This is a genomic window from Klebsiella sp. RHBSTW-00484, from assembly GCF_013705725.1.
Lineage (GTDB): Bacteria > Pseudomonadota > Gammaproteobacteria > Enterobacterales > Enterobacteriaceae > Klebsiella.
The window spans coordinates 1647312-1672413 of sequence record NZ_CP055481.1 but is presented as its reverse complement, the minus strand read 5'-3'; the positions used below and the strand labels follow the sequence as shown (position 1 = coordinate 1672413).

The window sequence follows — 25102 nt, the reverse complement described above, 5'->3', positions numbered from 1 at the left end:
GAGGCGGTGCCTTACTCGACGTTTCGCCCGATGGCTGATAAAGCAGAGCTGTTATCAGGAGTTGGACGGCAGGCACCTTTTTGTGCGTCATTCGAGGTTTATGTAGCGCTTCCCGAGGGGGCTGACATAAGAAGGTGAATGAGCCACTGGTTATAATTATGCACGAACTATGCCACATCACAAAACATTTTATTAACACAATGAAAAATAATGCCTTTTTACTATTTTATCACGGTAATGATGATGGTTGCTATTTGTGCAAAGTGTCGCTAATTAGCAACACCGAATAAGTGATTTATTAACACCATTTTAAATCAATGAGTTAAGTGTCACCTTTTGACGACACAGCTATTACACGTTTGTCGGCGATCCCCGACACCTTTTTCCCACGCTCATCACACACACAAAAAAAAGCCCCCTGCAATTACAGGAGGCTTAATGAGGTTTGCGAAGAAGACTTAGCCCAGCTGTTTACGCGCGTTGCGGAAAATACGCATCCACGGGCTGTCTTCGCCCCAGTTTTCCGGATGCCAGGAGTTCGACACGGTACGGAATACACGCTCCGGGTGCGGCATCATGATAGTCGCGCGTCCGCTTTCGCTGGTCACCGCGGTAATGCCGTTCGCCGAACCGTTCGGGTTAGCCGGGTAGTTCTCCGTGACCTTACCAAAGTTATCGACGAAGCGCAGAGCCACCAGGCCTTTGCTCTCTAGCTGAGCCAGATGTGCACCATCACGCACTTCTACCTGCCCTTCACCGTGAGAAACGGCAATTGGCATCATTGACCCCACCATTCCCTGCAACAGCAGCGACGGGCTTTGGGTCACTTCAACCAGGCTGAAACGAGCTTCAAAGCGGTCAGAGTGGTTGCGCACAAAGCGCGGCCACAGGTCGCTGCCGGGGATAAGTTCGCGCAGGTTAGACATCATCTGACAGCCGTTGCACACGCCCAGCGCCAATGTCTGTGGGCGATGGAAGAAAGTGGCAAACTCGTCGCGTACGCGGTCATTGAACAGAATAGATTTCGCCCAGCCTTCACCCGCGCCTAAAACATCACCGTAGGAGAAACCTCCGCAGGCCACCAGCGCCTGGAAATCAGCAAGACCGGTACGGCCCGCCAGCAGGTCGCTCATATGCACGTCGATAGCATCAAAGCCCGCACGATGGAACGCTGCCGCCATTTCTACATGGGAGTTCACGCCTTGCTCGCGCAGCACAGCGACCTTCGGACGCGCACCACTAGCGATATAAGGTGCCGCGATGTCTTCGTTGATATCGAAGGAAAGCTTCACGTTGAGGCCAGGATCGTTGTCGTTAGCCTTCGCGTCATGTTCCTGGTCGGCACACTCCGGGTTATCGCGCAGACGCTGCATCTGCCAGGTCGTCTCAGCCCACCACATACGCAGCGTGGTGCGGCTTTCGCTAAATACCGGATGACTATCGGCGGCGATAACAAAGCGGTCGCCCGCCGTCGCCTGTCCGAGGTAGTGAACGCAATCTGCCAGGCCATTCGCCGCCAGCAGCGCTTCGACTGCCTGACGATCGCCAGCACGGATCTGAATCACGCCCCCCAGCTCTTCGTTAAACAGCGCAGCCAGATGGTCATTGCCGAGCGCGGCGATATCCACATTGACGCCACAGTGACCAGCAAAGGCCATTTCAGCCAGGGTCACCAGCAGGCCGCCGTCGGACCGGTCATGCCAGGCCAGCAGCTTATCTTCAGCCACCAGCGCCTGCATCGACTCCCAGAAACCTTTCAACTGAGCAACATCGCGCACGTCCGCGGTAACATCGCCCAACTGACGGTAAACCTGCGCCAGCGCGGTGGCGCCCAGCGCATTTTTACCTTTGCCCAAATCAATCAGCAGCAGAGCGTTATCAACGGTCGCGAGCTGCGGGGTCACGGTGCGGCGCACATCTTCCACGCGAGCAAAGGCAGAAATCACCAGCGACAGCGGGGAGGTCATTTCGCGCTGCTCGTTGCCTTCCTGCCAGCGGGTTTTCATCGACATAGAGTCTTTACCCACTGGAATCGTCAGTCCCAGAGCCGGACACAGCTCTTCGCCAACCGCTTTAACGGCTTCATATAAGCCAGCGTCTTCACCCGGGTGACCAGCTGCGGCCATCCAGTTTGCCGACAGCTTCACGCGATTGAGCGCGCCAATCTGCGTCGCGGCGATATTCGTTAGCGCTTCGCCAACCGCCAGGCGGGCGGAAGCGGCAAAGTCCAGCAGCGCAACCGGAGCACGTTCGCCAATTGACATGGCTTCACCGTAGTAGTTGTCGAGGCTGGCAGTGGTTACCGCGCAGTTAGCGACCGGGAGCTGCCACGGGCCGACCATCTGATCGCGGGCGACCATGCCGGTCACGGTGCGGTCACCGATGGTGACAAGGAAGGTTTTCTCCGCAACGGTCGGCAGATGCAGCACGCGGTTCACCGCGTCGGCAATAGTTATGCCCTGGCGATCCAGACTCTGACCCTGTGCTTTCAGCGTCTGCACATCGCGGGTCATTTTCGGCGTTTTGCCCAGCAGCACGTCGAGCGGTAGATCAATCGGTCGATCGTCAAAATGGGTATCGTCAAGGCTCAGATGCATCGCTTCGGTCGCTTCGCCAATAACCGCGTATGGCGCACGTTCGCGACGGCACAGTTCATCAAACAGCGGCAGTTGCTCCGGCGCAACGGCCATGACATAGCGTTCTTGCGATTCATTACACCAGATTTCCAGCGGGCTCATGCCCGGCTCGTCGCTGAGGATGTCACGCAACTGGAATTTACCGCCGCGGCCGCCATCACTCACCAGCTCCGGCATGGCATTGGACAAACCGCCAGCACCGACGTCATGGATAAACAGAATCGGGTTGGCGTCGCCCAGCTGCCAGCAGCGGTCGATAACTTCCTGGCAGCGACGTTCCATTTCCGGGTTGTCGCGCTGCACGGAGGCAAAATCCAGGTCTGCATCAGACTGTCCCGACGCCATTGAAGAAGCAGCACCGCCGCCGAGGCCGATGTTCATCGCCGGGCCGCCAAGAACAATCAGCTTCGCGCCAACGACAATCTCTCCCTTCTGCACGTGTTCGCCGCGAATGTTGCCGATACCGCCCGCCAGCATGATGGGCTTGTGATAACCGCGCAGCTCTTCGCCGTTGTGGCTGGTCACTTTCTCTTCATAGGTACGGAAATAACCGTTCAGCGCCGGGCGACCAAATTCGTTGTTAAACGCCGCACCGCCCAGAGGGCCATCGGTCATGATATCCAGCGCGGTCACAATACGATCCGGCTTGCCGAAATCTTCTTCCCACGGCTGCTCAAAGCCCGGAATACGCAGGTTGGAGACGGAGAAACCCACCAGCCCCGCTTTCGGCTTAGCACCACGACCGGTCGCACCTTCGTCACGGATTTCACCGCCAGAACCGGTCGCCGCGCCCGGCCACGGAGAGATCGCCGTCGGGTGGTTGTGGGTTTCGACCTTCATCAAAATATGCGCGTCTTCCTGGTGGAAGTCGTAGCGACCCGTTTCGTGGTCAGCAAAATAACGCCCCACCGCCGAGCCTTCCATTACCGCGGCGTTATCTTTATAGGCAGACAGCACGTAGTCCGGAGTTTTCTCAAAGGTGTTTTTGATCATCTTGAACAGCGACTTCGGCTGCTGCTCGCCATCAATGACCCAATCGGCGTTAAAAATCTTGTGTCGGCAGTGCTCGGAGTTAGCCTGCGCGAACATATAGAGTTCGATATCGTTCGGGTTGCGACCCAGCTTGTGGAAAGCCTCCTGCAGATAGTCGATTTCGTCTTCCGCCAGCGCCAGCCCCAGACGGAGGTTGGCGTCAATCAGCGCCTGACGACCCTGTCCCAGCAGGTCAACGCTGGTGACCGGGGTCGGCTGATGGTGAGCAAACAGCTTTTCGCCCTCTTCCAGCGCGCCAAATACGCTTTCCATCATTCGATCGTGCAGTTCAGCCGCCACCAGCGCCCACTGCTCTTTAGTCAGGCTGCTCGCTTCAACGTAGTACACAACGCCGCGCTCCAGGCGTACAACCTGAGACAGACCACAGTTACGGGCGATGTCGGTAGCTTTTGAAGACCAGGGAGAGATAGTGCCAGGACGGGGGGTAACGAGCAGTAGCTTGCCGCTTGGGGTATGGCTGCTTAAGTTCGGGCCATATTTTAGCAACCTCGCCAGATTCTCACGATCGTCGCCGCTTAGTGGAGCGCTGAGATCGGCAAAATGAACATACTCGGCATATATCGTGCTTACCGGAAGGTTGGCCGCCTGGAAACGTGCCAGCAGTTTATTGATACGGAATGCCGACAGTGCAGGTGAACCACGCAAAATTTCCATCATAAGTCTCTCGTCTTCGAAGCTTTCAGGGTGAGCCGGGGGAAACGGGCGCCATTATAGTGAATCCTGCGTCCCGACGAAACCGTTTGCGTAGAAATAAAATGGTTGCCGAGGTTTATCAATAAATGTGACACAGTTAGCGAATAAGTTGCCAACTGGCGCATTCTTAAGCAAAATGCCGCTCATTCGACGACAACCTTTTACTTTTTCCGGTCATAGTCTGCTGAGGAACACAAAGCTGCAGAAGATTAACTATCTGAAAAAACTAAAGATTAATTATCTGCTTATCGGCATTGTCACCCTCTTGCTGGCGGCCGCCCTGTGGCCGTCTCTTCCGTGGATGGGGAAACCAGAGAACCGTGTGGCAGGGATTATGGCGCGCGGAGAGCTGCGTGTTAGCACCATTAATTCGCCAATGACCTTCGCGTCCATCAATGATAAAACCTACGGTTTCGATTATGAGCTGGCGCAACAGTTTGCCGACTACCTTGGGGTCGAGCTGAAGGTGACTGTCCGACAAAATATCAGCCAGCTATTCGACGACCTCGATGAGGGAAAAGCCGACATGCTGGCGGCGGGTCTGGTCTACAACTCTGAACGGGTAAAGAACTATCAGGCCGGGCCAACCTACTATTCCGTTTCGCAACAACTGGTGTATCGCAAAGGTAGCCTGCGCCCGCGCAGCCTCGCTAATCTTACAGCTGAGCAATTGGCTATCGCCCCTGGACACGTGGCGGTTAACGACCTGCAGGCATTAAAAGAACAAAAATATCCGGACCTCGACTGGCGCGTGGATGATAAACGCGGCACCACGGCGCTGATGCAAGCGGTGATCGACGGTAGGCTCGATTACACCATCGCGGATTCGGTCGCCGTCAGTCTGTTCCAGCGCGTCCACCCGGAACTGGCCGTCGCGCTGGATATCAGCGATGAGCAGCCAGTAACCTGGTTTAGCGAAAAAGGCGAAGATAATTCCCTGTCGGCGGCGATGCTCGATTTCTTCAATAGCATTAATGAAGACGGCATCCTTGCGCGACTGGAAGAGAAATACCTCGGTCACGGTAACGATTTTGACTATGTTGATACGCGCACCTTCCTGCGCGCCGTGGAGAACGTCCTCCCTGATCTACAGCCGATGTTTGAAAAATATGCCCGGCAGATAGACTGGCGCCTGCTGGCGGCCATCTCATGGCAGGAGTCGCATTGGGACCCTCAGGCTACCTCTCCGACTGGCGTACGCGGAATAATGATGCTCACCCGTAATACCGCCCAGAGCCTGGGACTGACCGACCGTACCGATGCAGACCAAAGCCTCGACGGCGGCATGCGTTATCTCCAGGATATGATGAATAAGGTGCCGGACTCCGTTCCCAAAGACGAACGCATCTGGTTTGCGCTAGCGGCTTACAATATGGGCTACGCGCATATGCTTGATGCGATGGCGCTAACCAAAAAGCAGAAAGGCAACCCCAATAGCTGGGCCGATGTGAAGCAGCGTCTGCCGTTGCTGAGCCAGAAAAACTATTACAGTCGGCTGAAGTACGGCTTTGCGCGCGGTCATGAGGCCTACGCCTACGTCGAGAATATCCGCAAATACCATATCAGCCTTGTGGGCTACCTCTCTGAGAAAGAGAGAAAAGAGGCGCAGATTGCGGCGCTTGGCGAACACTATCCGGCGGTCATGCCGGATGAAATACCCGAGCAAGTGAAACCTTCCAGCCTGCTCTCTTTCCTGCAACCCTCGATGCATAGCGATGCCGTGACGCCGCCGTTAGCTCGCTTTATTTCACCAAAGTAAGCCGCCTGCTAAAAACGCTAACCGAGTCACAGGCGTTTCCGCGACAGTGCCAAATCAAGCTAATGATTCGGCAAAGATGTTGTTATTTAATATTCCCACGCTCAACGCATCATTGCATTTAACCGAGGCTGGCATGGAACCGAAAACATCTTCTCCGTGGAGATTACGGCTGGGTTTTTCAGTAGCCGATATTTCCTGTAATTTAGTGTGGCAATTAATTTCATTATATTTAATGTACTTTTACACCGATATCATGAAGCTCCCGGCTTATTATATCGGTATTATGTTTTTGATTACCCGACTTGCCGATGGGGTAACCGATGTTTTTATGGGGATCCTCATTGATAATACCACCACCCGCTGGGGGCGCTGCCGTCCGTGGCTAGCTATTGGCGCAATTCCATTTGGTCTACTATGCATTTTAGCTTTTTACGTCCCAGATATTAGTACAACAGGAAAATTGGCCTGGGCGTTTATTACCTACTTTCTGCTCTCGGTGATGTTTACTCTGGTCAATATTCCCTACAATGCCATGCTGCCTTTTTTAAGCAATGACGCTCAAGAACGTACCGTACTCTCGTCAGTGAGAATCATGTTTAGTTTTATTGGCTCGACGATAGTTTCGGTTGCCACATTGCCACTGGTTAATTGGTTTGGTCAGGGCGATCAGAATCGTGGGTTTATTTATACGGCGACATTGTTTGGCGTTATCTCGACCTTCTTCCTGTTTGTCAGTTTTTTTAATGTCAAAGAACGCTTCGCCATTACTCCAGAGAGAATGACTCTGCGTCGTGCCTGGCAGGGGTTAAGAGAAAACGGCCCGTGGAAAGTTTTCGCTATCAATATTCTTTTTATGTGGGGTGCATTTTTCCTTCAGTCCGGCGCATTGATCTATTTCTTCAAATATTATGTCGGCAACACCGCCCTGACTTCCGTCGCAGCGGGGATCTCCTCTTTTGTTCCGCTACTTGGCACCTTAACCGTGCCGTTCCTTACCCGCTATCTACGAAAAATTCAGGTTTACCAGTTAGCTTGTGCCATGAACCTACTCGGCATGGCGGTGATGATGTTCTCCGGAGTTAACGTTTGGGGTTTGATGTCCGGCGCCGTGCTGCTGGCATTCGGCTTTGGTCAACGCAATGCGATCTACTTTTCAATGCAGGCGGATCCGGTGGATTACGGTGAATGGAAAACCGGCATCAACACGGCTGGCATTCTGACTTCGGTGAATGGCTTTATCGGTAAAGTGGCGATGGCCGTAGCCGGAGCATTAAGCGGATTCCTGCTCTCGGCGACGGGATATGTCGCCGAAGCGCAGCAGTCTGCCGCCGCCATCATCGCCATTAAGGCCTGCTATCTGTGGATCCCGGCAGGGTTGATTGTTATCTCCATGCTCTGGATGGGTCGCTTTTACACCCTCGATAGCCAATATGAAGAGATCAAACAGCAACTTGCCAAACAGAAACAACTTAACGCAGAGACTTCAGGAATTTAACCATGATGACATTCAATGCTAAAGCCAGATGGATTTGGTTCGCGGGTGACTTCGAGATCCGTCACGCTCTATTACAAAACTTGCAGCGCGAAGAACGACGGTTCGACTGGCCGGCCTACTGGCATGTACAGGACTGCTGCAAAAGCGTGTTTTTCAGCCGCCAGTACTGCTTTGAGCAGGCCGAATCGTTTTATGTACAGGCTGAGGGAAGCGGCTATGTGGCGATTGGCGATAAAAAGTATCCGCTGCGCACGCACCTGAGCTGCCCTCCCGGCAAACAAACCATTCACGTGTATCTGTCTAACGCCACAGGCCTGCCGAGCATTCGCGTTGAAGGCGAGCATATTTTCAGCGACGGTAGCTGGCAGGCCAGCGATTATATCGTCAGCGCACCGGCTGGCTGGGATGAACTTTATCAGCATCCAGAGACCTCGCCCAACTCGGTCAACTACCAGAGTGAACGGCGGGAGCCGGTCAGCTGCGTCGCAATCAATGGCGGCGTGCTGTTCGACTTTGTCCACGTGGTTAACGGTACGCTGACAGTGACGTTTAATCATCCTAATCCGTCCCCGATTAAGCTGTGCTATGGCGAATCGCAGGCTGAAGCTCTGGATATTAATAACTGTTATTACTGGCAGGATAACGTCACTGCGGGTTGCGCCATTCGCAAACGCGCTTTCCGTTATATTTTTGTCCCTGATGTGGTCTTTGATGCAGTCAAGATCGTCGCCTGGCACGAGTTTATTCCGCGGGACAACATTGCGAGCTTATGCTGTGACGATCCGCTGATCGAGCAGATCTGGCAAGTTTCCCATGAGACGTTCGCGCTGTGTAGTGATCTCTTTTTTATCGACGGCGTGAAGCGCGATCGCTGGATTTGGTCCGGTGATGCCTGGCAATGCACGTTGATTAACCCTTACCTTTTTTTCGATGAGGCGATTAACCGTCGGACCCTGCTGGCCCTGCGCGGGCGTGATCCAATCCGTCAGCATATGAATACCATTGTTGATTACTCACTTCTGTGGATAAGCAATGTCGAAAATCACTATCTGATGAGCAACGATGTGACTTTTATACGCCAGGTTTTCCCGCAAATGGTCAGCCTGATGGAGTGGCTGCAGCGGGACATTGATGAGCAGGGTTTCATTCGCGGAAAAGAGGGGGACTGGATATTTATCGACTGGGCCGAAATCGATAAAACCGGAGCCGTGTGCGCCGAACAAATGCTGCTTTTAAAAGCCTGGCACACCATGGCGCTCTGCGCGAAGCTGGCGGATGCCAACCCGGAACCGTACCTTAAGCGGGCCAATGAGCTGGCAAAAAATATCGATGCCTTTTTCTGGGACGAAGCACAAGGCGCCTATATCGACAGCTATGAAAGCGGCAGAAATAACGTCACTCGCCACGCCAATATCTTTGCTCTGATGTTCGATCTGGTTTCCCCCAAACGCCGGGATATTATTGTCGAGCGCGTGTTGTTAAATGACGCTATTGCGCAAATTGTCACCCCCTGGTTTACCTTCTTTGAGCTGGATACGCTATGCCGCTGTGGTCAGCAGGAGCGCGTATTGCAGAAGATCCGCAGCTATTGGGGTGGCATGCTGGCGCTTGGCGCGACGACGTTTTGGGAAGAGTACAATCCGCAAGTTGCGGGTGATGAACACTACGCCATGTATGGTGATAAATTCGGTAAAAGTTTGTGTCATGCCTGGGGGGCAAGCCCGCTGTATCTCCTGGGACGCTATTTTGTCGGCCTTCGGGCGCTGACGCCGGGCTACGAAACCTTTATCATCGAGCCGTGGCTAACTTCGTTTTCTCGTCTCGACTGCACGTTACCAATTAAAGACGGTGAGGTCAGGTTAAACTTATGCGACAACGTGCTGACGGTTTGCTCGACGCGTAGTGGAGGGGTCGTTCGTTTAGATGGCGAAACCCGGTCGCTGACCGCCAACCAACCGCTGACTTTTTCCTTAAAATAATGAATCCAGGAGAGGAAGAATGAAAATTATGCACGCTCAGGATTACTTCCTCTCCGATACTCATGCATTTTCGTTGTTTAGCTCGCGCGATCAGGAGATGGCCGATATTCATGGTCACGATTTTGATGAAATCGTTATTGTTAAGGAGGGCTGCGGTTTCCATATTATCAACGATCGGCCACAGCTTATTTTTAAAGGCGATTTTTTCTTTGTCTCAGCCAACGATATTCACTATTACGAATCAACCCGCCACCTGTCCTTAATTAACATTCGGCTTAAGCGCGAGGGAACATTTCAATTTATTAAGCCGCAGAAACCACTGCTCGGCCAGCTAAATCATTTTACCCATAAACGCCCGGGCGCGCTTAATCACGCCGAGCTGGAGCACATTGTGCAACTGGCTGATGAAATCCACCGCAGAACAGATGATAACTATGACGATACTTATTTTGCCATCGCTGAAGCCACGATCCTGATGATTATGGCCAGGCTGCTGGAGGCCAGTATTCGTCCGATAAGGACGAACCGTCAGGAGAGCAACAAACAGCGCCTGCTGCACGCTATTCGCGAGAATCTGCCGCACACTATCGTATGGGAAAATATGGCTGAAGAGTGCGCGATGCCAAAACGCACGCTTTATCGGTTTGTGAAAGAGTTTACCGGGTTCACGCCGGAACAGTTCATCCAGCGCTATCGCTTGCTGAAAGCACAAGAGATGCTGCGCACCACAGAACGTTCAGTGGCCAGCATTGCCGCAGCCTGCGGTTTTACCTCTCTTCCGAGATTAACCGAGGCCTATACGCGCTGTTTTAATCACCCGCCTGGCGCGGAGCGGAAATAACCGGGATTACGCATTTTTTAACGCTTTCCTCTGCGCCTTTTTCTCTTCGCGCCGCCAGCGGAAAAAATCGCTCAGCATACAGGAGCACTGTTCTGCCAGGAGTCCTTCGGTTATTTCTACCCGATGATTCATCCCCGGATGATGCAGCACGTCGATCAACGACCCGGCAGCGCCGGTTTTCGCATCCCTGGCACCGAATACCAGTCGGGAAATGCGGCTATGCACCATCGCCCCGGCGCACATCACGCAAGGCTCCAGGGTGACGTACAGCGTCGCGTCAACCAGACGGTAGTTTTGCAATACCAGCCCGCCCTGGCGCAGCGCCATAATCTCTGCATGCGCAGTAGGATCGTGACGGCCAATTGGCCGGTTCCAGCCTTCACCGATGACCTGATGATTGTGCACCAGCACCGCGCCGACCGGCACCTCGCCCTCTTCCCAGGCGCGTTTCGCCAGCGTCAAAGCATGACGCATCCAGTATTCATCATTTAATTCATGGTCAGACAAAGCGGGCACTCCTGCGGAAAAAGCGGGGCGCATTATACATGGGTGCTATATATTACACACTATTCTAACTGCTGAAGATCGCCCTGTGGGGTTACTCGCCAGCGGTGCTGGCAAAAATAGAGCAGCGGATTGTCCTGTTCGCTGTCGCTATAACCACTGTACAAGCGCAGCGGAGCACCGATTTTTTGCTCCAGTTGCGCCACTTTTTCGCTACCCAGACAACGCAGCGTTAAAACCCAGCCGCCGCAACGGCGCTCCATCCGACTGGCAATCAGATTCACCCGCGGCAACCATGCAGTATCAAAATAGACCTGCTCCACCAGCGACTGCGGCGACCCGGTAATCAACCAAACGTCCGCATCGGTACTGGTCAGATAATCCGTCAACCGTGACTGAACGACGGGAAAAGCCGTGACATGCTGCCGGAACCAATGAACAAAACTCGCCTCAAGACGTTTCAGATGCCTCTCACTGCGCCCGAAAGTCGTAGCCCACAGCAGCAGGCTCATCGGCCAGCGTGCGGCCCGACCGTTTAGCAACAACCCAGCAAGAATAACGGGCAACAGAGGAAGAACCAGCAACGTATTCAACGGCTGATGACGTAACACATAGCGCAAGAAACTGCCGAACATATCCTGCTGATGCAAGGTGCCATCCAGATCAAAGAAAACCACTCGCCGCATGCTACTATTCAAAACCGACTCCTCTGGATTAACACCTCGATAACCAATAGCTTAACAGCCTTACACGTTGAATAGCGAAAACATCCGCCATCGTTGAGCCGGGATTAAGGTAAAACCTGCTTGCAGAGAAATCTGAGCGGTTGAATTTTTAATTCGCATTAATCCCCTTATAATTGAATACAAAATTCTTTCAGCCGAGGGTGAAAGCTGTCCTCCGGAGCCGCTATGAACTGTTTGACCCGAATCCGCCAACGTTACCCCACGCTGGCCGCAAGTGATAAAAAACTGGCCGATTTTATTTTGGCTCAACCGGATCAAACCCGCCACCTCAGCTCACAGCAGCTGGCGGGAGAAGCCGGGGTCAGCCAGTCGAGCGTGGTAAAATTCGCGCAGAAGATGGGTTTTAAAGGTTTCCCGGCGTTGAAACTGGCGTTAAGCGAAGCATTGGCTAGCGCCCCCACTCCGCAATCCGTACCGGTGCATAATCAGATTCGCGGGGATGATCCTCTCCGGCTGGTGGGCGAAAAGCTGATTAAAGATAATATCGCGGCAATGCATGCCTCTCTGGACGTCAACAGCGAAGAAAAGCTACTGGAAGCCGTTGCGCTACTGCGTAATGCCCGGCGGGTTATTATTACCGGTATTGGCGCATCGGGCCTGGTCGCGCGGAACTTTAGCTGGAAGCTGATGAAAATCGGCATTAACGCCGTTTCTGAGCAGGATATGCACGCCCTTCTGGCAACGGTACAGGCGATGGCGGCAGACGATCTGCTGCTGGCCATCTCCTACTCTGGTGAGCGACGCGAAATTAATATGGCGGCAGGTGAAGCATTGCGAGTGGGGAGCCAGATCCTGGCGATCACCGGTTTTAACCCCAACGCCCTTCAACAGCAGGCAACTCTGTGCCTGTATACCATCGCTGAAGAGCAGGCTACGCGCAGCGCCGCGATCTCCTCCACCAGCGCGCAAATGATGCTGGCCGACCTGCTGTTCATGGGGCTGGTCCAGCAGGATCTCGAGCGCGCCCCGGATCGCATTCGTCACAGTGAAGCGCTGGTGAAAAAACTGGTCTGAAATCGGGCTCTTCTGCATTTCGCAAAAGAGCCCCTGGATTTATTGCGCTTCTTTGGCGTGAATCAGCTGAGTCAGAAGCTTGTTAACCGGTACGGCAATATTGTTCTGCATCCCAATACGCGCAATCGCTCCATTTAAATAGTCAATTTCAGTGAGCCGCCCTTTGTGTAAATCCTGATACATAGAAGGATAGTGATGGCCACTTTCGCGCGGGTCGAATACTTTTTTTACCGTATTCATCACCATTTCCTGAGTCAACGGAATATTCTGACTGGCTGCTACCAGTACAAACTCATCCACCACTGCCTGCGCTAAATCTAATGCTCCAGGTCGATTGCCAAAACCACCGACATTACAATCCAGCAGTGCGCAATAGGTATTCATTATGCTATTAAAAGCCGCTTTCTTCCAGATTGATAATAATACGTCAGGGCTAATTTCCGCATTCAGCCCGGCGCTATTGAGGGCGGCAATGACTCTGGATTCCTGGTCAGCATCCTGGCTGGCAATAGGCTGCAGCTCAATCGTCCCCGTGCCCGTGGCCATAATATGTCCGGCCCCCTCCAGTTCGCTCGACCATAACGTGACGCCAGCATAGATCTTTTCCCGATCAACGTAGTTTGCCAGCGTTTCGATATTTCCCAGACCATTAGATAAAATCATCACGACTTTCGCCGCGGGTAGCAACGGTTTAATACGCTGTAGCATGCTGTCCAGTTGCATAGCTTTGGTAAACAGAATAACCAGTTCAAATTCCCCCTGCGCCTTATCGGCCATAACTGCGGGTATCGGATAATACTGTTGAGTCGTTTCCGTTTCGACAAACAATCCCTTACTGCAAATAGCATCAACATGTTCCTGCCAGCTATCGATAAGCGTCACGTCATGTCCGGCAGCCAGTAACATATAGCCAAAACGGCACCCCATAGCCCCTGCACCTGCGATTGCAATTTTCATCTTTATTTCCTTATGATTTGATCAATGTATTTTGGCTAAAACCGTTCCAACATAACGTTTAGTCACCAGCGTGAGCACAACCCCAATAAGCAATAAGACCGTGGTGAGAATAAATACCGTATTATAGCTCCCCGTATATTTCGCTATAGCTGATGTAACATACGGCGCAATAACCGCACCAACGGCAAAACCAAAATACATAAATCCATAGTTTAATCCCTGATTACGCATGCCAAAGTTCTGACTGGTCAGTCCGGGGAAGATAACTAATATACCGGCGTAAGCAAAGCCAACGCCCAGCGCGCTGAAATAGAACACCGAAGTATTACCATTAAAAAAGAGCAACAGCAGCATACAAAGGCAGGTAAAGAGATAAACAATCACCAGCGTATTATACCCGCCTAACTTATCGGTCAAACCTCCCCAGAACAAGCGACCAATAGAGTTAAATATCGATACCAGACTGACAATCAATGCCCCGGATATTAAACCATATTGCGTCATACCAATTTGTGCAGAGCTTGAACTGATCACCATTCCGGAGAATACGCCCAGCGCCAGAATCATAAACAGCAGCCAAAAACGCAGGTCCTTAAGCATATGTCGATAGTCTTTATCCATTGGCGATGCTTTAATTCCACCGCTATCTTTTGCGGGCGCGCTTCGAATAAAGAATTGCACGATAAAAATGACCACTAAATATACGATACCCAGATACAATAGCGCCCGACTGACATCATGGGTTTGCGCCATAAAATATTCGGCCAGGCGGGTGCAAAGTAGCGTCCCTACCCCAACGCCAGCCAGGACGATGCCGCTGGCAAGCCCTCGACGGTCAGGGAAAAACTTGAGAATATTATTAAGATTTCCCGTAAAGGCCAATCCCGATCCTAGCCCAGCGATGACCCCATAGGTTAAGAACAACATCGGCAAATTATCCACGAAACCGGACAAGATAAAACCTAAAGAAAACAGGATGCCACCGATAACAATCGCCTGTTTTCCTTTGCCATTATCGATCATCCTCCCGCCCCAAATCATCGGTAAAGGAATGATCCCCATATTGATAGAAAATGCTAACGCCAGGGTCGCAGGATCCCAGTGATATTGCTCCATTAATGGCGTTTTAAAATAGCTAAATGCATAGACGCCCCCGAGCACAAAATTTATGCACACGTGGGCGGCAAGCATTCCCCAGCGGTTGATTGATACCGACATAATTTTTCCTTTTTTAAAATGCACTGATCACAGTTTAAAAAAAGCAAAATAGGCAAACAATTTGGTATTTTTTATAATCGTTATAACAAAACCCAATCGATTGGCGTTACATTTTAATGAATATCAAACAACTGCATTCCTTCCTGATTTTGTGTGATGAACTACATTATGGTCGGGCGGCCAGTCGACTTTTTATCACCCAGCCATCATTAAGTCAGCAAATCAAACAACTTGAGGCATCACTTAAGACAATATTATTTAAGCGAAGAGGCAGGGGTATTGAATTAACAAAACCTGGCGTTATTTTGCAACAGCATGCTAACAAAATAATGTTGGATTTGAAAAATGCGGAAAACGACCTCCTTCCCTATCAATATCAGCAACGCGATACGATATCGATTGGCGTCTCAGGCAGCTACCTGGTCTTGCCAGCCTTTCGCAGCTTTATGACGCATCATCCTGAAATTTCCTTGAATGTTAAGGAATTTTCTACGGAACAAACCATCAAAAAACTCACCGATAGTACCGTCGATATTGGTATCGTTTACCGGACCACGCTGCCCGCTCAGCTTAGCTCTACCATGTTGTTTGAAGATGAGATTATCGCCGCTATCCCGCTTTCACATCCCCTGGCGAAGCATGAGCGCCTACGCCCTGAAGATCTGAACGACCAACCCATTATCGTGCTTAATGACTCTCTATTATTAAGAGGAATTATCGCGACAGAATTCAATAACCGTAAGATAGCGCCGAATATCATCTGCGAACTGGATAACCACTACTCATGCCTTGAGTATGCTGAGGCACAAATTGGCATCGCATTTATTACCCGCTCGCTAACGCGTTTATCCACGCCCAAAAATGTCCGTCTGGTTTCGCTTGGTATTCCGGCTTTTTTCATCCCAGTGATGCTCGTACATAGCAATGACCTTTCGCTGGACAACGCAACTATCTGCCTGCTCAAGCAGATCAAAAATTTTTACACTACGGATAACGAATTGACACCAGAAAAGAGCTGGCCTGAGCAGAAAATGGGCGTATAATGCCCGCCCTATTTGTGTTGTTTCTGAGAATTTCCTGATGGCGCTGTTAATCACCAAAAAATGCATCAACTGCGATATGTGCGAGCCAGAATGCCCGAATGAGGCGATATCAATGGGTGATAGCATTTATGAAATTAACAGCGACCGCTGCACCGAGTGCGTAGGTCATTATGAAACGCCGACCTGCCAGAAAGTGTGTCCAATCCCGAATACTATTCTGAAAGATCCGGCGCATAATGAAAACGAAGAGCAGTTGTGGGATAAATTCGTCCTGCTGCACCACGCCGAAAAAATCTAGCTTTCGACTATGACCGTAGCGCAGGCATAGTGGCGCTCATCGGCCAGCGTCACATGAATGCTGCTGACTCCTAAACGTGCCGCCAGACTTTTCGCCTCTCCCCACAAACGCAGCTTTGGCTTACCCAGCTCGTCGTTGTAAACCTCAAACTGATTAAACGCCAGACCGTTGCGAATGCCGGTCCCAAGCGCCTTGGCAGCAGCTTCTTTTACCGCGAAGCGCTTAGCCAAAAAACGGACCGGTTGCTGATGCTGTTCCCATATCGCCCACTCATGGTCACTAAGTACGCGACGGGCCAGCCGATCGCCGCTGCGGGCGATCACCGCTTCAATACGGGCTATTTCAACAATATCAGTGCCCAGTCCGAGGATAGCCATTACGCGCGCGCTTCCTGCATCAGACGCTTCATTTCCGCAACCGCCTCTTTCAGGCCGCTCATCACCGCACGACCAATAATCGCATGGCCGATGTTCAGCTCGTGCATTTCCGGCAATGCCGCAATGGCTTTAACGTTATGGTAGGTTAGACCGTGACCGGCATTAACCTTTAACCCGAGGCTGGCGGCGTAAGTTGCCGCTTTAGCAATACGCTCCAGCTCTTTTGCCTGCTCAGCATCAGTTGCAGCATCGGCGTAGCAACCAGTGTGAATTTCGATATAGGGCGCTCCCACGTCCGCCGCGGCCTTAATTTGCGCATTATCAGCATCGATAAACAGGGAAACCAGAATACCGGCGTCGGCAAGGCGCTTACAGGCATCGCGCATTTTGTCGAGCTGGCCCGCAACGTCCAGACCACCCTCGGTGGTCACTTCCTGGCGTTTTTCCGGCACCAGGCAGCAGAAATGTGGTTTAGTCTCGCAGGCGATATTCAGCATCTCTTCCGTCACCGCCATCTCAAGATTCATGCGAGTATCGAGAGTCTGGCGCAGGATACGCACATCGCGATCGGTGATGTGTCGGCGGTCTTCGCGCAGATGGACGGTAATACCGTCAGCACCGGCCTGCTCGGCGATAAAGGCCGCCTGCACCGGGTCAGGATAAGCGGTGCCGCGAGCGTTGCGTAATGTCGCAATGTGGTCAATATTGACCCCTAACAGTAATTCAGCCATGACAATCCTCGTTAATCGTTATTGGTTTTATTGGCCCGCGCCGCCCGCGCGGGCATAAACTGGCGAAAAAGCTCCCGGCTTTTCAACGGTTTCCCACCAAGATACGGCTTCAGGGCGATACGAGTGAAACGTTTTGCCGCACGCAGCGCATCGCTGTCCGGAAATTCGCGATTCGCCAACGCCTTAAGATGGTGCCCGGTAAAGGTGCTGTTATCAATAACCACGCTGGCGATAAAGCCTTTTTCTTCACGGTAGCGATAGGTCATGGCATCGTCAACCGCTTCACCGCTCCCGGCACAGTGGAGGAAATCGACGCCGTAACCAAGATGTCCCAGCAGCGCCAGTTCAAAGCGACGCAGTGCCGGTTCAGGAGAACCGCTTGCGCCAGCCAGAGACTGGATGCAGTGCAGATAATCGAAGAAAAGTTCGGAGAAGCGCGTTTCATGCTCAAGCACGCGGGCAAGCAGTTCGTTAACGTAAAGACCGCTATAGAGCGTGATACCGCTGAGAGGGAGCGCCAACGAGACGGCTTCCGCGCTGCGTAGCGTTTTGACTTCGCCACGCCCGCCAAAGCGAAGCAGCAAGGGAGTAAAAGGCTGAAGAGCACCTTTGAGATTAGAACGTTTGGAACGTGCGCCTTTAGCAACAAGACGCACGCGACCTGACTCTTCCGTGAAGACGTCCAGCATCAGGCTGGTTTCGCTCCAGGGACGACTATGCAGGACAAAAGCGCGCTGCCAGCCTTCCATCATACTCGTCGTCTTTCAAGTTGCAGGTGCGTTGGCTGCGCCCGTTCACCCCAGTCACTTACCTGAGTAAGCTCCCGGGGATTCGCGGTCTTGCCGCCTTCCTGCACCTCGAAAGCCATAGAGTATGAAAACTACTGGTCTTCGCCGTAACCGAGACTGCGCAGCGCACGTTCGTCATCGGCCCAGCCAGATTTGACTTTCACCCACAGCTCCAGGTGAACCGGCGCTTCAAACATATCCTGCATGTCTTTACGCGCTTCAATGCCGATGGTTTTGATTTTGGCCCCTTTGTTGCCAATCACCATCTTCTTCTGCCCTTCACGCTCAACCAGAATCAGACCGTTAATATCGTAACCACCACGTTCATTAGTCTGGAAACGTTCAATTTCGACAGTCACCGAATACGGCAGCTCAGCACCGAGGAAACGCATCAGTTTCTCGCGGATGATCTCAGAAGCCATAAAGCGCTGGGAGCGATCGGTGACGTACTCTTCCGGGAAGTGATGAATCGCTTCCGGAAGATGCTTACGCACGATGCCCGCGATGGTATCGACATTCAGGCCGGTCTCTGCGGACAGTGGTACGATATCGAGGAAATTCATCTGGCTGCCGAGGAACTGCAGGTGCGGCAGCAGATCGCCCTTTTCCTGCACGTTATCAACTTTGTTCACCGCAAGGATAACCGGTGCTCTGGCGTCACGCAGCTTCCCCAGAACCATTTCGTCATCTGCCGTCCAGCGTGTACCTTCAACGACAAAAATCACCAGTTCAACGTCGCCAATCGAGCTACTGGCCGCTTTGTTCATCAGGCGGTTAATAGCGCGCTTCTCTTCCATATGCAGGCCCGGGGTATCAACATAAATTGCCTGATACGGACCTTCAGTATGAATACCGACGATGCGGTGACGCGTGGTCTGCGCCTTACGAGAGGTGATTGAAATCTTCTGCCCAAGCAGATTATTCAACAGGGTGGATTTGCCAACGTTAGGGCGACCAACGATGGCAATAAATCCGCAATAGGTTTTTTCTTCGCTCATTCCAGCTCCAGCTTTTTCAACGCCTGTTCGGCGGCGGCCTGTTCTGCCTTACGACGGCTAGAACCTGTGCCGACCACCGGTTCACTCAGGCCGCTAACCTGGCAGTGGATAGTAAATTCCTGGTCATGCGCTTCACCGCGAACCTGAACCACCAGGTAAGACGGAAGCGGCAAGTGACGCCCCTGCAGATACTCCTGCAAACGGGTCTTAGGATCTTTTTGCTTATCGCCAGGGCTAATTTCGTCCAGGCGACTTTGGTACCAGGAGAGAATCAGGCGCTCGATGTTCTGAATATCACTGTCGAGGAAAATCCCGCCGATTAATGCTTCAACGGTATCCGCCAGAATGGATTCACGGCGAAAACCTCCACTTTTCAATTCACCCGGCCCAAGACGCAAACATTCACCCAACTCAAACTCGCGGGCCATTTCTGCCAGCGTGTTGCCCCGAACCAACGTCGCGCGCATGCGGCTCATATCACCTTCGTCGACCCGTGGGAAGCGATGGTAGAGCGCATTTGCGATGACGAAACTCAATATAGAGTCACCTAAAAACTCCAGGCGCTCATTGTGTTTGCTGCTGGCACTGCGGTGAGTTAATGCCTGTTGCAACAGCTCCTGATGATGAAAAGTGTAGCCCAGCTTCCGTTGAAGCCGATTAATTACGATGGGATTCATGCGTTACCAATAAATGAATGCGTCAAAAATGCAGCACACGAAACCGACCTGAGTAAAAGCCAACGCGGTTTCGTGTGCTGTGTCAATCTTACGAGAGACAACCTAAAACTTCGGGGGGATATTCTATACGCAACGACAAGGGATGTCGTTAGTTTGAATAGATTTAAATCTTAAATAATTCACGCTGCCGTTATTGTGGTGGCAGCGTGAATAGAGGCAGGAAAATTACTGGATACCACCGATACGTGATAAACGTACTCCGGTAGGCCACTCGCCTTCCTGTTTTTCAAAACTCATCCAGATTGCGGTTGCTTTACCGACCAGATTTGCTTCCGGTACAAAGCCCCAATAACGGCTGTCGGCGCTGTTATCGCGGTTGTCACCCATCATGAAATACTGCCCCGGCGGCACAATCCAGGTCGCCAACGGCAGACCAGACTGCTGGTAATACATCCCCACCTGATCCTGAGCAATCGGCACGGTCAGAATACGATGCGTTACCTCACCCAGCGTCTCTTTGCGCTCGGTCAGACGAATGCCGTCGGCTTTGGTTTCACCTTTCGGCAACTGCCAGAAACCGCTGGTTGCTTCACCACCGTTACTACGGGAGAAGGTTTGCACGAAATCGCTCGGCTCGACGTTGGAGTAAGTTACCGGCAGGGCATTGCCGCACGCCTGGCCTGAACTGCAGCCCGGCAGGATGGTGACCTGCTTGCTAATCGGATCGTATGTAACTTTATCACCCGGTAAACCGACCGCACGTTTGATGTAGTCCAGACGCGGATCTTCAGGATATTTGAAGACCACGACATCGCCTCGTTTCGGATGACCCGTTTCAATTAGCGTTTTCTGGTAGATAGGGTCTTTAATCCCATAAGCAAACTTCTCAACCAGAATAAAATCGCCGATCAACAACGTAGGCATCATCGAACCCGAAGGGATCTGGAAAGGTTCGTAAATAAACGAACGCACTACCAGAACAATCGCCAGGACCGGGAATACCGAAGCACCGGTTTCCAGCCAGCCCGGTTTAGGGCTGACTTTCTTCAGTGTTTTTTTGTCCAACTGGTCGCCGGTCGCTGCCTGAGCTGCGGCCTGACGTTCACGACGTTTTGGCGCGAAAATAAATTTATCCAGGCACCACAATAGACCCGTCACCAGGGTAGCGATGACCAGGATCAGGGCAAACATGTTCGCCATGCCAACTCCTTAGGGTTATTTGCCGTCTTTACCGACGTGCAGAATGGCGAGGAACGCCTCCTGTGGCAGCTCAACGTTACCGACCTGCTTCATGCGTTTCTTACCGTCTTTCTGCTTCTGCAGCAGCTTTTTCTTACGACTGACGTCGCCGCCATAGCATTTCGCCAGGACGTTTTTACGCAGCTGTTTCACAGTAGCACGGGCAATAATGTGGTTGCCGATAGCAGCCTGGATAGCGATGTCGAATTGCTGACGTGGGATCAGCTCTTTCATCTTCTCTACCAGTTCGCGACCGCGGTAAGGCGCATTATCATTGTGCGTAATCAGCGCCAGCGCATCGACTCGCTCACTGTTGATCAACACATCCACGCGTACCATGTTGGAAGCCTGGAAACGTTTGAAGTTATAGTCCAGCGACGCATAACCACGGGAAGTAGATTTCAGGCGGTCAAAGAAATCGAGCACCACTTCCGCCATCGGAATTTCATAGGTCAGCGCAACCTGATTACCGTGGTAGACCATATTGGTCTGAACACCGCGTTTTTCTATGCACAGGGTAATGACGTTGCCCAAAAACTCCTGCGGCAGCAACATATGGCACTCAGCGATCGGCTCACGAAGTTCCTGAATATTGTTCAGCGGCGGGAGTTTAGACGGGCTGTCGACGTAGATAACTTCTTTTGAAGTGGTCTCTACTTCATAAACTACCGTCGGCGCCGTGGTGATCAGATCCAGATCGTATTCACGCTCCAGACGTTCCTGAATGATCTCCATGTGCAGAAGACCCAGGAAGCCGCAGCGGAAACCAAAGCCCAGCGCAGTAGAGCTTTCCGGCTCATAGAACAAAGAGGCATCGTTGAGGCTCAGTTTGCCCAGCGCATCGCGGAAGTTCTCATAATCATCAGAACTCACCGGGAACAGACCAGCATAAACCTGCGGTTTGACCTTTTTAAAACCTGGCAGCGCTTTATCTGCTGGGTTACGGGACAGAGTCAGCGTATCGCCAACCGGTGCGCCGAGGATGTCTTTAATCGCGCAAACCAACCAGCCGACTTCGCCGCATTTCAGCTCGGTGCGATCAACCTGTTTCGGCGTGAAAATACCGAGACGATCGGCGTTGTAGACCTGACCGGTGCTCATTACCTTGATTTTGTCGCCTTTGCGCATGGTGCCGTTTTTAATACGCACCAGCGAGACAACACCAAGGTAGTTATCAAACCAGGAGTCGATGATCAGTGCCTGTAACGGCGCTTCCGGGTCGCCTTCCGGCGGCGGAATATCGCGTACCAGACGCTCCAGGACATCGGGCACGCCAACGCCGGTTTTCGCCGAACAGCGCACTGCATCGGTAGCATCAATACCGACGATGTCTTCAATTTCTTCCGCCACGCGTTCAGGATCGGCCGCAGGCAGGTCGATTTTATTCAGGACCGGCACTACTTCCAGGTCCATTTCCATCGCCGTATAGCAGTTAGCCAGCGTCTGAGCTTCTACGCCCTGACCCGCATCAACCACCAACAGGGCCCCTTCACACGCCGCCAGTGAACGAGAAACTTCATAGGAGAAGTCCACGTGCCCCGGGGTGTCGATAAAGTTCAGCTGATAGATTTCGCCATTGGTCGCTTTGTAATCCAGCGTGACGCTCTGTGCCTTGATGGTAATCCCGCGCTCGCGTTCAAGATCCATGGAATCCAGGACCTGGGCTTCCATTTCACGATCGGAAAGGCCACCGCAAATCTGGATAATTCGGTCAGACAGCGTCGACTTACCGTGGTCAATGTGAGCGATGATTGAAAAGTTACGTATATTCTTCATATTTAGAGTTAGTTATGCCTTACGCGTATCATGAGGCCGCTATTCTGTGCCTGACGTTTTTTTGATCCGAAAACGCCGCATTCTACACTACATCCACGAAACCAGGAAATGCTCTTACGGCTAGCATAGTCGGAGTAAATGACGAGATCTTGCGGGAGTTGTAAATAAAGATTAGGGCCAGTGAAATCACTGACCCAATGGTGCGGAAGGCGTCTCAATACGAACTAAATCTGGCGGTAAACCGACGCTAATAATCACCGGTTGCCACGACTGACGAGCCGCTAAACCAGGAGAAAGACCACGAGCCACCAAAAACCCGCCAACGCCGCCAAGTATTGCCCCACACAGCGAAGCAAAATCATTCGCGAACAGAACCTGGAAGATAGACGCCATCAAGAACAATCCAACTAACGGCGCCATATAGACCAATATGGCTGAGCCAAGCAAACTGCTTTCGGCAATCCCCAATTCTACTTTTTGCCCGGCAGCCAGCGGCTGCTCACAAGGCACGCTAATCGTATGGCTGGTTTGCGGCCCGAGCTTATTCAACACCCGACTACCGCAACCGGCACGGGAAGCACAACTACTACAGGATGCTTTAACATCGCAATGCACCTGCGCAATTCCGTTACTCCAGGAAACGACCGTTGCCCACTCTTTGATCATTGTACGGCCTTGAATTTAATGCTGTCAGAAATACGCTTCGCGGTTTGCGGGGGCAGTTCGCCAACAATGGTTATCTCTGCATTATCGCGCACAATGGTAGCCACGGTGCGACGCCCGGTACGCAACAACTGATCGCTGCTATTTGCTGCGGCACGATTAATATTGATGGAGAAACTAAATAGCCCATCAGAGTAGAGGCGGGACTCTACCGGACCATCAAACGTTGGTAGACGACGCTGGCTGCTGGAGACTTCCGCAACACCCTGCGGCAGCCAGGTTGGAGCCCAGTTGAAGCTAGCCTTATCGCCACCTTCCGGTACGGAAAGCTGCGGCGGCAGGCTCGCCTTTGCCAGAGTTTCCATACTGGCGCTGACATTGTCGCCAACGCTGAAAGAAACGACCCGGAACTGCTCAAGGGTTTCCCCATCGCGATCGAGTAAATCAACACGCAGCGGCAGCTTTGTTTCAGCATCTAGCCAGGCGATGTAGCTATAACGCGTACCGTCACGGGCCACGACTCGCACCACATCGCATAAACGATCGGCAATACGCGTACGCCCAACAGAGATGAAATCATAATACGACGCCAGCCGTTTGAAGTCGCTGTACACCAATGAAGGCAGCGAATCGACGATATAGTCACCATTCAACGTGAACGGATCGAGGCCAGGTTCAAAATAGCTAATTTCAGTACCGCGCAGTACGACTTCCCTGCGAGGGCCGTCGAGCTGTAATAGCTGAGCGAGGGGGCGGTTATTCAGTTTCGCGTGTCGATAGCGCAGCGACTCAACGCCCTGCTTGTTGATGCTGACGAAAGACAGCTCGTAATTGAGGGACTGGCTAGCCAGGTTCATCTGCTGCAACAACGCCCCGGACGATGTATCAGCCGAGGCGTTGGCGGAGAAAAACAAGCTGCCTGCCATGAGCGACATGGCACACAAAAGTTGCTTCATTACTGCGATTGCGTTCCTAAAGTTTGATAGCCCGGCACCTGAACAGCGGCTTGCTGAGTCTGGGCCTGACCAAACTGAAGCTGTTCAGCATGCAGGCGACGCTGCAATTCATAATCCTGCAGCATAGCATTAATTCTGCGGCGCTGTTCCTGCACTTGCGCCTGCTGACCGCTGCCTGCTGAAGCATCCGCTGGCACGCCCAGACTAACCGGGCTGGCTTTCCCCATCATCGGCATGGTGTTAAACACCGGCGCTTCAGGCTGCTGAGATGCATCAGACTGCCCATTATACTGCTGGACGCCGACGATAACAGCAAGGGAAACGCACGCAGCGACCCCCATTTGGGTTAATGAACTTGCCCATGGGCGCACTTTTTGCCAGAAAGGCATCTGGCGCCACTGATGCGGGGCAGGCTGAGATTCAGGAATTAGAGGAACCGTCTGACGAACGGGCTCATTTTCAATGGCGGCCATGACGCGAGCAGAGATATCAAAATGGAGCATCTCACTGGTATCGCCTCGCAGCGTATCGCGGATGAGATGATAGCTCTCCCAGGTTTTTTGCATTTCAGATGAACGACCTAGCTCATTGAGCAGTTCGTTATCCAGCGTTTCACCATCCATTAAGGCCGAAAGTTTTTCTTTCTGCATGCCTGATACCC

22 protein-coding genes are annotated in these 25102 nt (G+C 52.3%); 7 read left to right on the top strand and 15 right to left on the bottom strand.

Going from position 1 to position 25102, the window contains the following annotated elements; genetic code table 11:
• Positions 1-458: 458 nt before the first annotated feature.
• The gene (purL, locus tag HV213_RS08075) at positions 459-4346 is read right to left on the bottom strand and encodes a phosphoribosylformylglycinamidine synthase (protein WP_181485303.1); all 3888 of its coding nucleotides are present in this window, start codon (positions 4344-4346) and stop codon (positions 459-461) included.
• A gap of 172 nt (positions 4347-4518) precedes the next feature.
• On the opposite strand from purL, the gene mltF reads away from it, so the two are divergent.
• The 4 genes from mltF to HV213_RS08055 all read left to right on the top strand — a co-directional run bounded on the left by mltF (position 4519) and on the right by HV213_RS08055 (position 10456).
• Entirely contained in the window at positions 4519-6141 is a 1623-nt protein-coding gene (gene mltF / locus HV213_RS08070) for a membrane-bound lytic murein transglycosylase MltF (protein WP_228288621.1), read from the top strand.
• 133 nt (positions 6142-6274) lie between these two features.
• Positions 6275-7636, top strand: coding sequence for an MFS transporter (locus HV213_RS08065; protein WP_181485302.1), 1362 nt, complete (start codon positions 6275-6277; stop codon positions 7634-7636).
• 2 nt (positions 7637-7638) lie between these two features.
• Positions 7639-9615: an alpha-L-rhamnosidase-related protein gene (locus tag HV213_RS08060; RefSeq protein WP_197975058.1), complete on the top strand. Its 1977-nt coding sequence runs from the start codon at positions 7639-7641 to the stop codon at positions 9613-9615.
• Positions 9616-9634: 19 nt separating this feature from the next.
• On the top strand, positions 9635-10456 hold the full coding sequence (locus HV213_RS08055; RefSeq protein ID WP_181485301.1) for a helix-turn-helix domain-containing protein: 822 nt from the start codon (positions 9635-9637) through the stop codon (positions 10454-10456).
• 6 nt (positions 10457-10462) lie between these two features.
• On the opposite strand, the gene tadA is transcribed toward HV213_RS08055, so the two are convergent.
• The gene (gene tadA / locus HV213_RS08050; protein ID WP_207106312.1) at positions 10463-10963 is read right to left on the bottom strand and encodes a tRNA adenosine(34) deaminase TadA; all 501 of its coding nucleotides are present in this window, start codon (positions 10961-10963) and stop codon (positions 10463-10465) included.
• Between the two features lie 59 nt (positions 10964-11022).
• Positions 11023-11646 (bottom strand): phosphatidylglycerophosphatase C, encoded by a 624-nt coding sequence (yfhb, locus tag HV213_RS08045; protein WP_181486359.1) that lies wholly within the window; start codon positions 11644-11646, stop codon positions 11023-11025.
• Positions 11647-11871: 225 nt separating this feature from the next.
• Here yfhb and HV213_RS08040 point away from each other — a divergent pair, with 225 nt between their 5' ends.
• Entirely contained in the window at positions 11872-12720 is an 849-nt protein-coding gene (locus HV213_RS08040; protein WP_181485299.1) for a MurR/RpiR family transcriptional regulator, read from the top strand.
• A 39-nt stretch (positions 12721-12759) separates the two neighbouring features.
• Here HV213_RS08040 and HV213_RS08035 read toward each other — a convergent pair whose 3' ends face one another.
• Together HV213_RS08035 and HV213_RS08030 are read right to left on the bottom strand one after the other, a co-directional pair.
• Complete coding sequence (locus tag HV213_RS08035) at positions 12760-13677, bottom strand: oxidoreductase (RefSeq protein ID WP_181485298.1); 918 nt, start codon at positions 13675-13677, stop codon at positions 12760-12762.
• A 21-nt stretch (positions 13678-13698) separates the two neighbouring features.
• Positions 13699-14895, bottom strand: coding sequence for an L-lactate MFS transporter (locus HV213_RS08030; RefSeq protein ID WP_181485297.1), 1197 nt, complete (start codon positions 14893-14895; stop codon positions 13699-13701).
• Positions 14896-15011: 116 nt separating this feature from the next.
• Here HV213_RS08030 and HV213_RS08025 point away from each other — a divergent pair, with 116 nt between their 5' ends.
• Both HV213_RS08025 and HV213_RS08020 read left to right on the top strand, forming a co-directional pair.
• On the top strand, positions 15012-15938 hold the full coding sequence (locus HV213_RS08025; protein WP_181485296.1) for a LysR family transcriptional regulator: 927 nt from the start codon (positions 15012-15014) through the stop codon (positions 15936-15938).
• A 37-nt stretch (positions 15939-15975) separates the two neighbouring features.
• Positions 15976-16236, top strand: coding sequence for a YfhL family 4Fe-4S dicluster ferredoxin (locus HV213_RS08020; protein WP_181485295.1), 261 nt, complete (start codon positions 15976-15978; stop codon positions 16234-16236).
• Here the strand turns inward: HV213_RS08020 and acpS are convergent.
• The 10 genes from acpS to rseA form a co-directional block, all read right to left on the bottom strand.
• A complete protein-coding gene (gene acpS, locus HV213_RS08015; RefSeq protein ID WP_181485294.1) occupies positions 16233-16613 on the bottom strand; it encodes a holo-ACP synthase in 381 nt (126 codons plus the stop codon). The two genes, HV213_RS08020 and acpS, sit on opposite strands and share 4 nt — an antisense overlap.
• Entirely contained in the window at positions 16613-17344 is a 732-nt protein-coding gene (pdxJ, locus tag HV213_RS08010) for a pyridoxine 5'-phosphate synthase (RefSeq protein WP_181485293.1), read from the bottom strand. Before pdxJ ends, acpS begins: the two co-directional genes overlap by 1 nt.
• Positions 17345-17355: 11 nt before the next feature.
• A complete protein-coding gene (gene recO, locus HV213_RS08005; protein ID WP_110272059.1) occupies positions 17356-18093 on the bottom strand; it encodes a DNA repair protein RecO in 738 nt (245 codons plus the stop codon).
• A 131-nt stretch (positions 18094-18224) separates the two neighbouring features.
• A complete protein-coding gene (gene era, locus HV213_RS08000) occupies positions 18225-19130 on the bottom strand; it encodes a GTPase Era (protein WP_181485292.1) in 906 nt (301 codons plus the stop codon).
• A complete protein-coding gene (rnc, locus tag HV213_RS07995; RefSeq protein WP_110272057.1) occupies positions 19127-19807 on the bottom strand; it encodes a ribonuclease III in 681 nt (226 codons plus the stop codon). The genes era and rnc overlap by 4 nt, the downstream gene beginning before the upstream one ends.
• Positions 19808-20032: 225 nt before the next feature.
• The gene (gene lepB / locus HV213_RS07990; protein WP_181485291.1) at positions 20033-21007 is read right to left on the bottom strand and encodes a signal peptidase I; all 975 of its coding nucleotides are present in this window, start codon (positions 21005-21007) and stop codon (positions 20033-20035) included.
• 15 nt (positions 21008-21022) lie between these two features.
• Positions 21023-22822: a translation elongation factor 4 gene (gene lepA, locus HV213_RS07985; RefSeq protein WP_181485290.1), complete on the bottom strand. Its 1800-nt coding sequence runs from the start codon at positions 22820-22822 to the stop codon at positions 21023-21025.
• 186 nt (positions 22823-23008) lie between these two features.
• Positions 23009-23488: a SoxR-reducing system protein RseC gene (gene rseC, locus HV213_RS07980; protein WP_181485289.1), complete on the bottom strand. Its 480-nt coding sequence runs from the start codon at positions 23486-23488 to the stop codon at positions 23009-23011.
• Positions 23485-24441 (bottom strand): sigma-E factor regulatory protein RseB, encoded by a 957-nt coding sequence (rseB, locus tag HV213_RS07975; protein ID WP_110272052.1) that lies wholly within the window; start codon positions 24439-24441, stop codon positions 23485-23487. Before rseB ends, rseC begins: the two co-directional genes overlap by 4 nt.
• Positions 24441-25091: an anti-sigma-E factor RseA gene (rseA, locus tag HV213_RS07970; RefSeq protein ID WP_112215423.1), complete on the bottom strand. Its 651-nt coding sequence runs from the start codon at positions 25089-25091 to the stop codon at positions 24441-24443. Before rseA ends, rseB begins: the two co-directional genes overlap by 1 nt.
• Positions 25092-25102: the final 11 nt, after the last annotated feature.

Excerpts from the sequence above, each read along its gene's own strand:
- purL (WP_181485303.1), bottom strand. The coding sequence starts at position 4,346 with ATGATGGAAATTTTGCGTGGTTCACCTGCACTGTCGGCATTCCGTATC.
- mltF (WP_228288621.1), top strand. The coding sequence starts at position 4,519 with ATGCCGCTCATTCGACGACAACCTTTTACTTTTTCCGGTCATAGTCTG.
- HV213_RS08065 (WP_181485302.1), top strand. The coding sequence starts at position 6,275 with ATGGAACCGAAAACATCTTCTCCGTGGAGATTACGGCTGGGTTTTTCA.
- HV213_RS08060 (WP_197975058.1), top strand. The coding sequence starts at position 7,639 with ATGATGACATTCAATGCTAAAGCCAGATGGATTTGGTTCGCGGGTGAC.
- HV213_RS08055 (WP_181485301.1), top strand. The coding sequence starts at position 9,635 with ATGAAAATTATGCACGCTCAGGATTACTTCCTCTCCGATACTCATGCA.
- yfhb (WP_181486359.1), bottom strand. The coding sequence starts at position 11,646 with ATGCGGCGAGTGGTTTTCTTTGATCTGGATGGCACCTTGCATCAGCAG.
- HV213_RS08040 (WP_181485299.1), top strand. The coding sequence starts at position 11,872 with ATGAACTGTTTGACCCGAATCCGCCAACGTTACCCCACGCTGGCCGCA.
- HV213_RS08035 (WP_181485298.1), bottom strand. The coding sequence starts at position 13,677 with ATGAAAATTGCAATCGCAGGTGCAGGGGCTATGGGGTGCCGTTTTGGC.
- HV213_RS08030 (WP_181485297.1), bottom strand. The coding sequence starts at position 14,895 with ATGTCGGTATCAATCAACCGCTGGGGAATGCTTGCCGCCCACGTGTGC.
- HV213_RS08025 (WP_181485296.1), top strand. The coding sequence starts at position 15,012 with ATGAATATCAAACAACTGCATTCCTTCCTGATTTTGTGTGATGAACTA.
- HV213_RS08020 (WP_181485295.1), top strand. The coding sequence starts at position 15,976 with ATGGCGCTGTTAATCACCAAAAAATGCATCAACTGCGATATGTGCGAG.
- acpS (WP_181485294.1), bottom strand. The coding sequence starts at position 16,613 with ATGGCTATCCTCGGACTGGGCACTGATATTGTTGAAATAGCCCGTATT.
- pdxJ (WP_181485293.1), bottom strand. The coding sequence starts at position 17,344 with ATGGCTGAATTACTGTTAGGGGTCAATATTGACCACATTGCGACATTA.
- recO (WP_110272059.1), bottom strand. The coding sequence starts at position 18,093 with ATGGAAGGCTGGCAGCGCGCTTTTGTCCTGCATAGTCGTCCCTGGAGC.
- era (WP_181485292.1), bottom strand. The coding sequence starts at position 19,130 with ATGAGCGAAGAAAAAACCTATTGCGGATTTATTGCCATCGTTGGTCGC.
- rnc (WP_110272057.1), bottom strand. The coding sequence starts at position 19,807 with ATGAATCCCATCGTAATTAATCGGCTTCAACGGAAGCTGGGCTACACT.
- lepB (WP_181485291.1), bottom strand. The coding sequence starts at position 21,007 with ATGGCGAACATGTTTGCCCTGATCCTGGTCATCGCTACCCTGGTGACG.
- lepA (WP_181485290.1), bottom strand. The coding sequence starts at position 22,822 with ATGAAGAATATACGTAACTTTTCAATCATCGCTCACATTGACCACGGT.
- rseC (WP_181485289.1), bottom strand. The coding sequence starts at position 23,488 with ATGATCAAAGAGTGGGCAACGGTCGTTTCCTGGAGTAACGGAATTGCG.
- rseB (WP_110272052.1), bottom strand. The coding sequence starts at position 24,441 with ATGAAGCAACTTTTGTGTGCCATGTCGCTCATGGCAGGCAGCTTGTTT.
- rseA (WP_112215423.1), bottom strand. The coding sequence starts at position 25,091 with ATGCAGAAAGAAAAACTTTCGGCCTTAATGGATGGTGAAACGCTGGAT.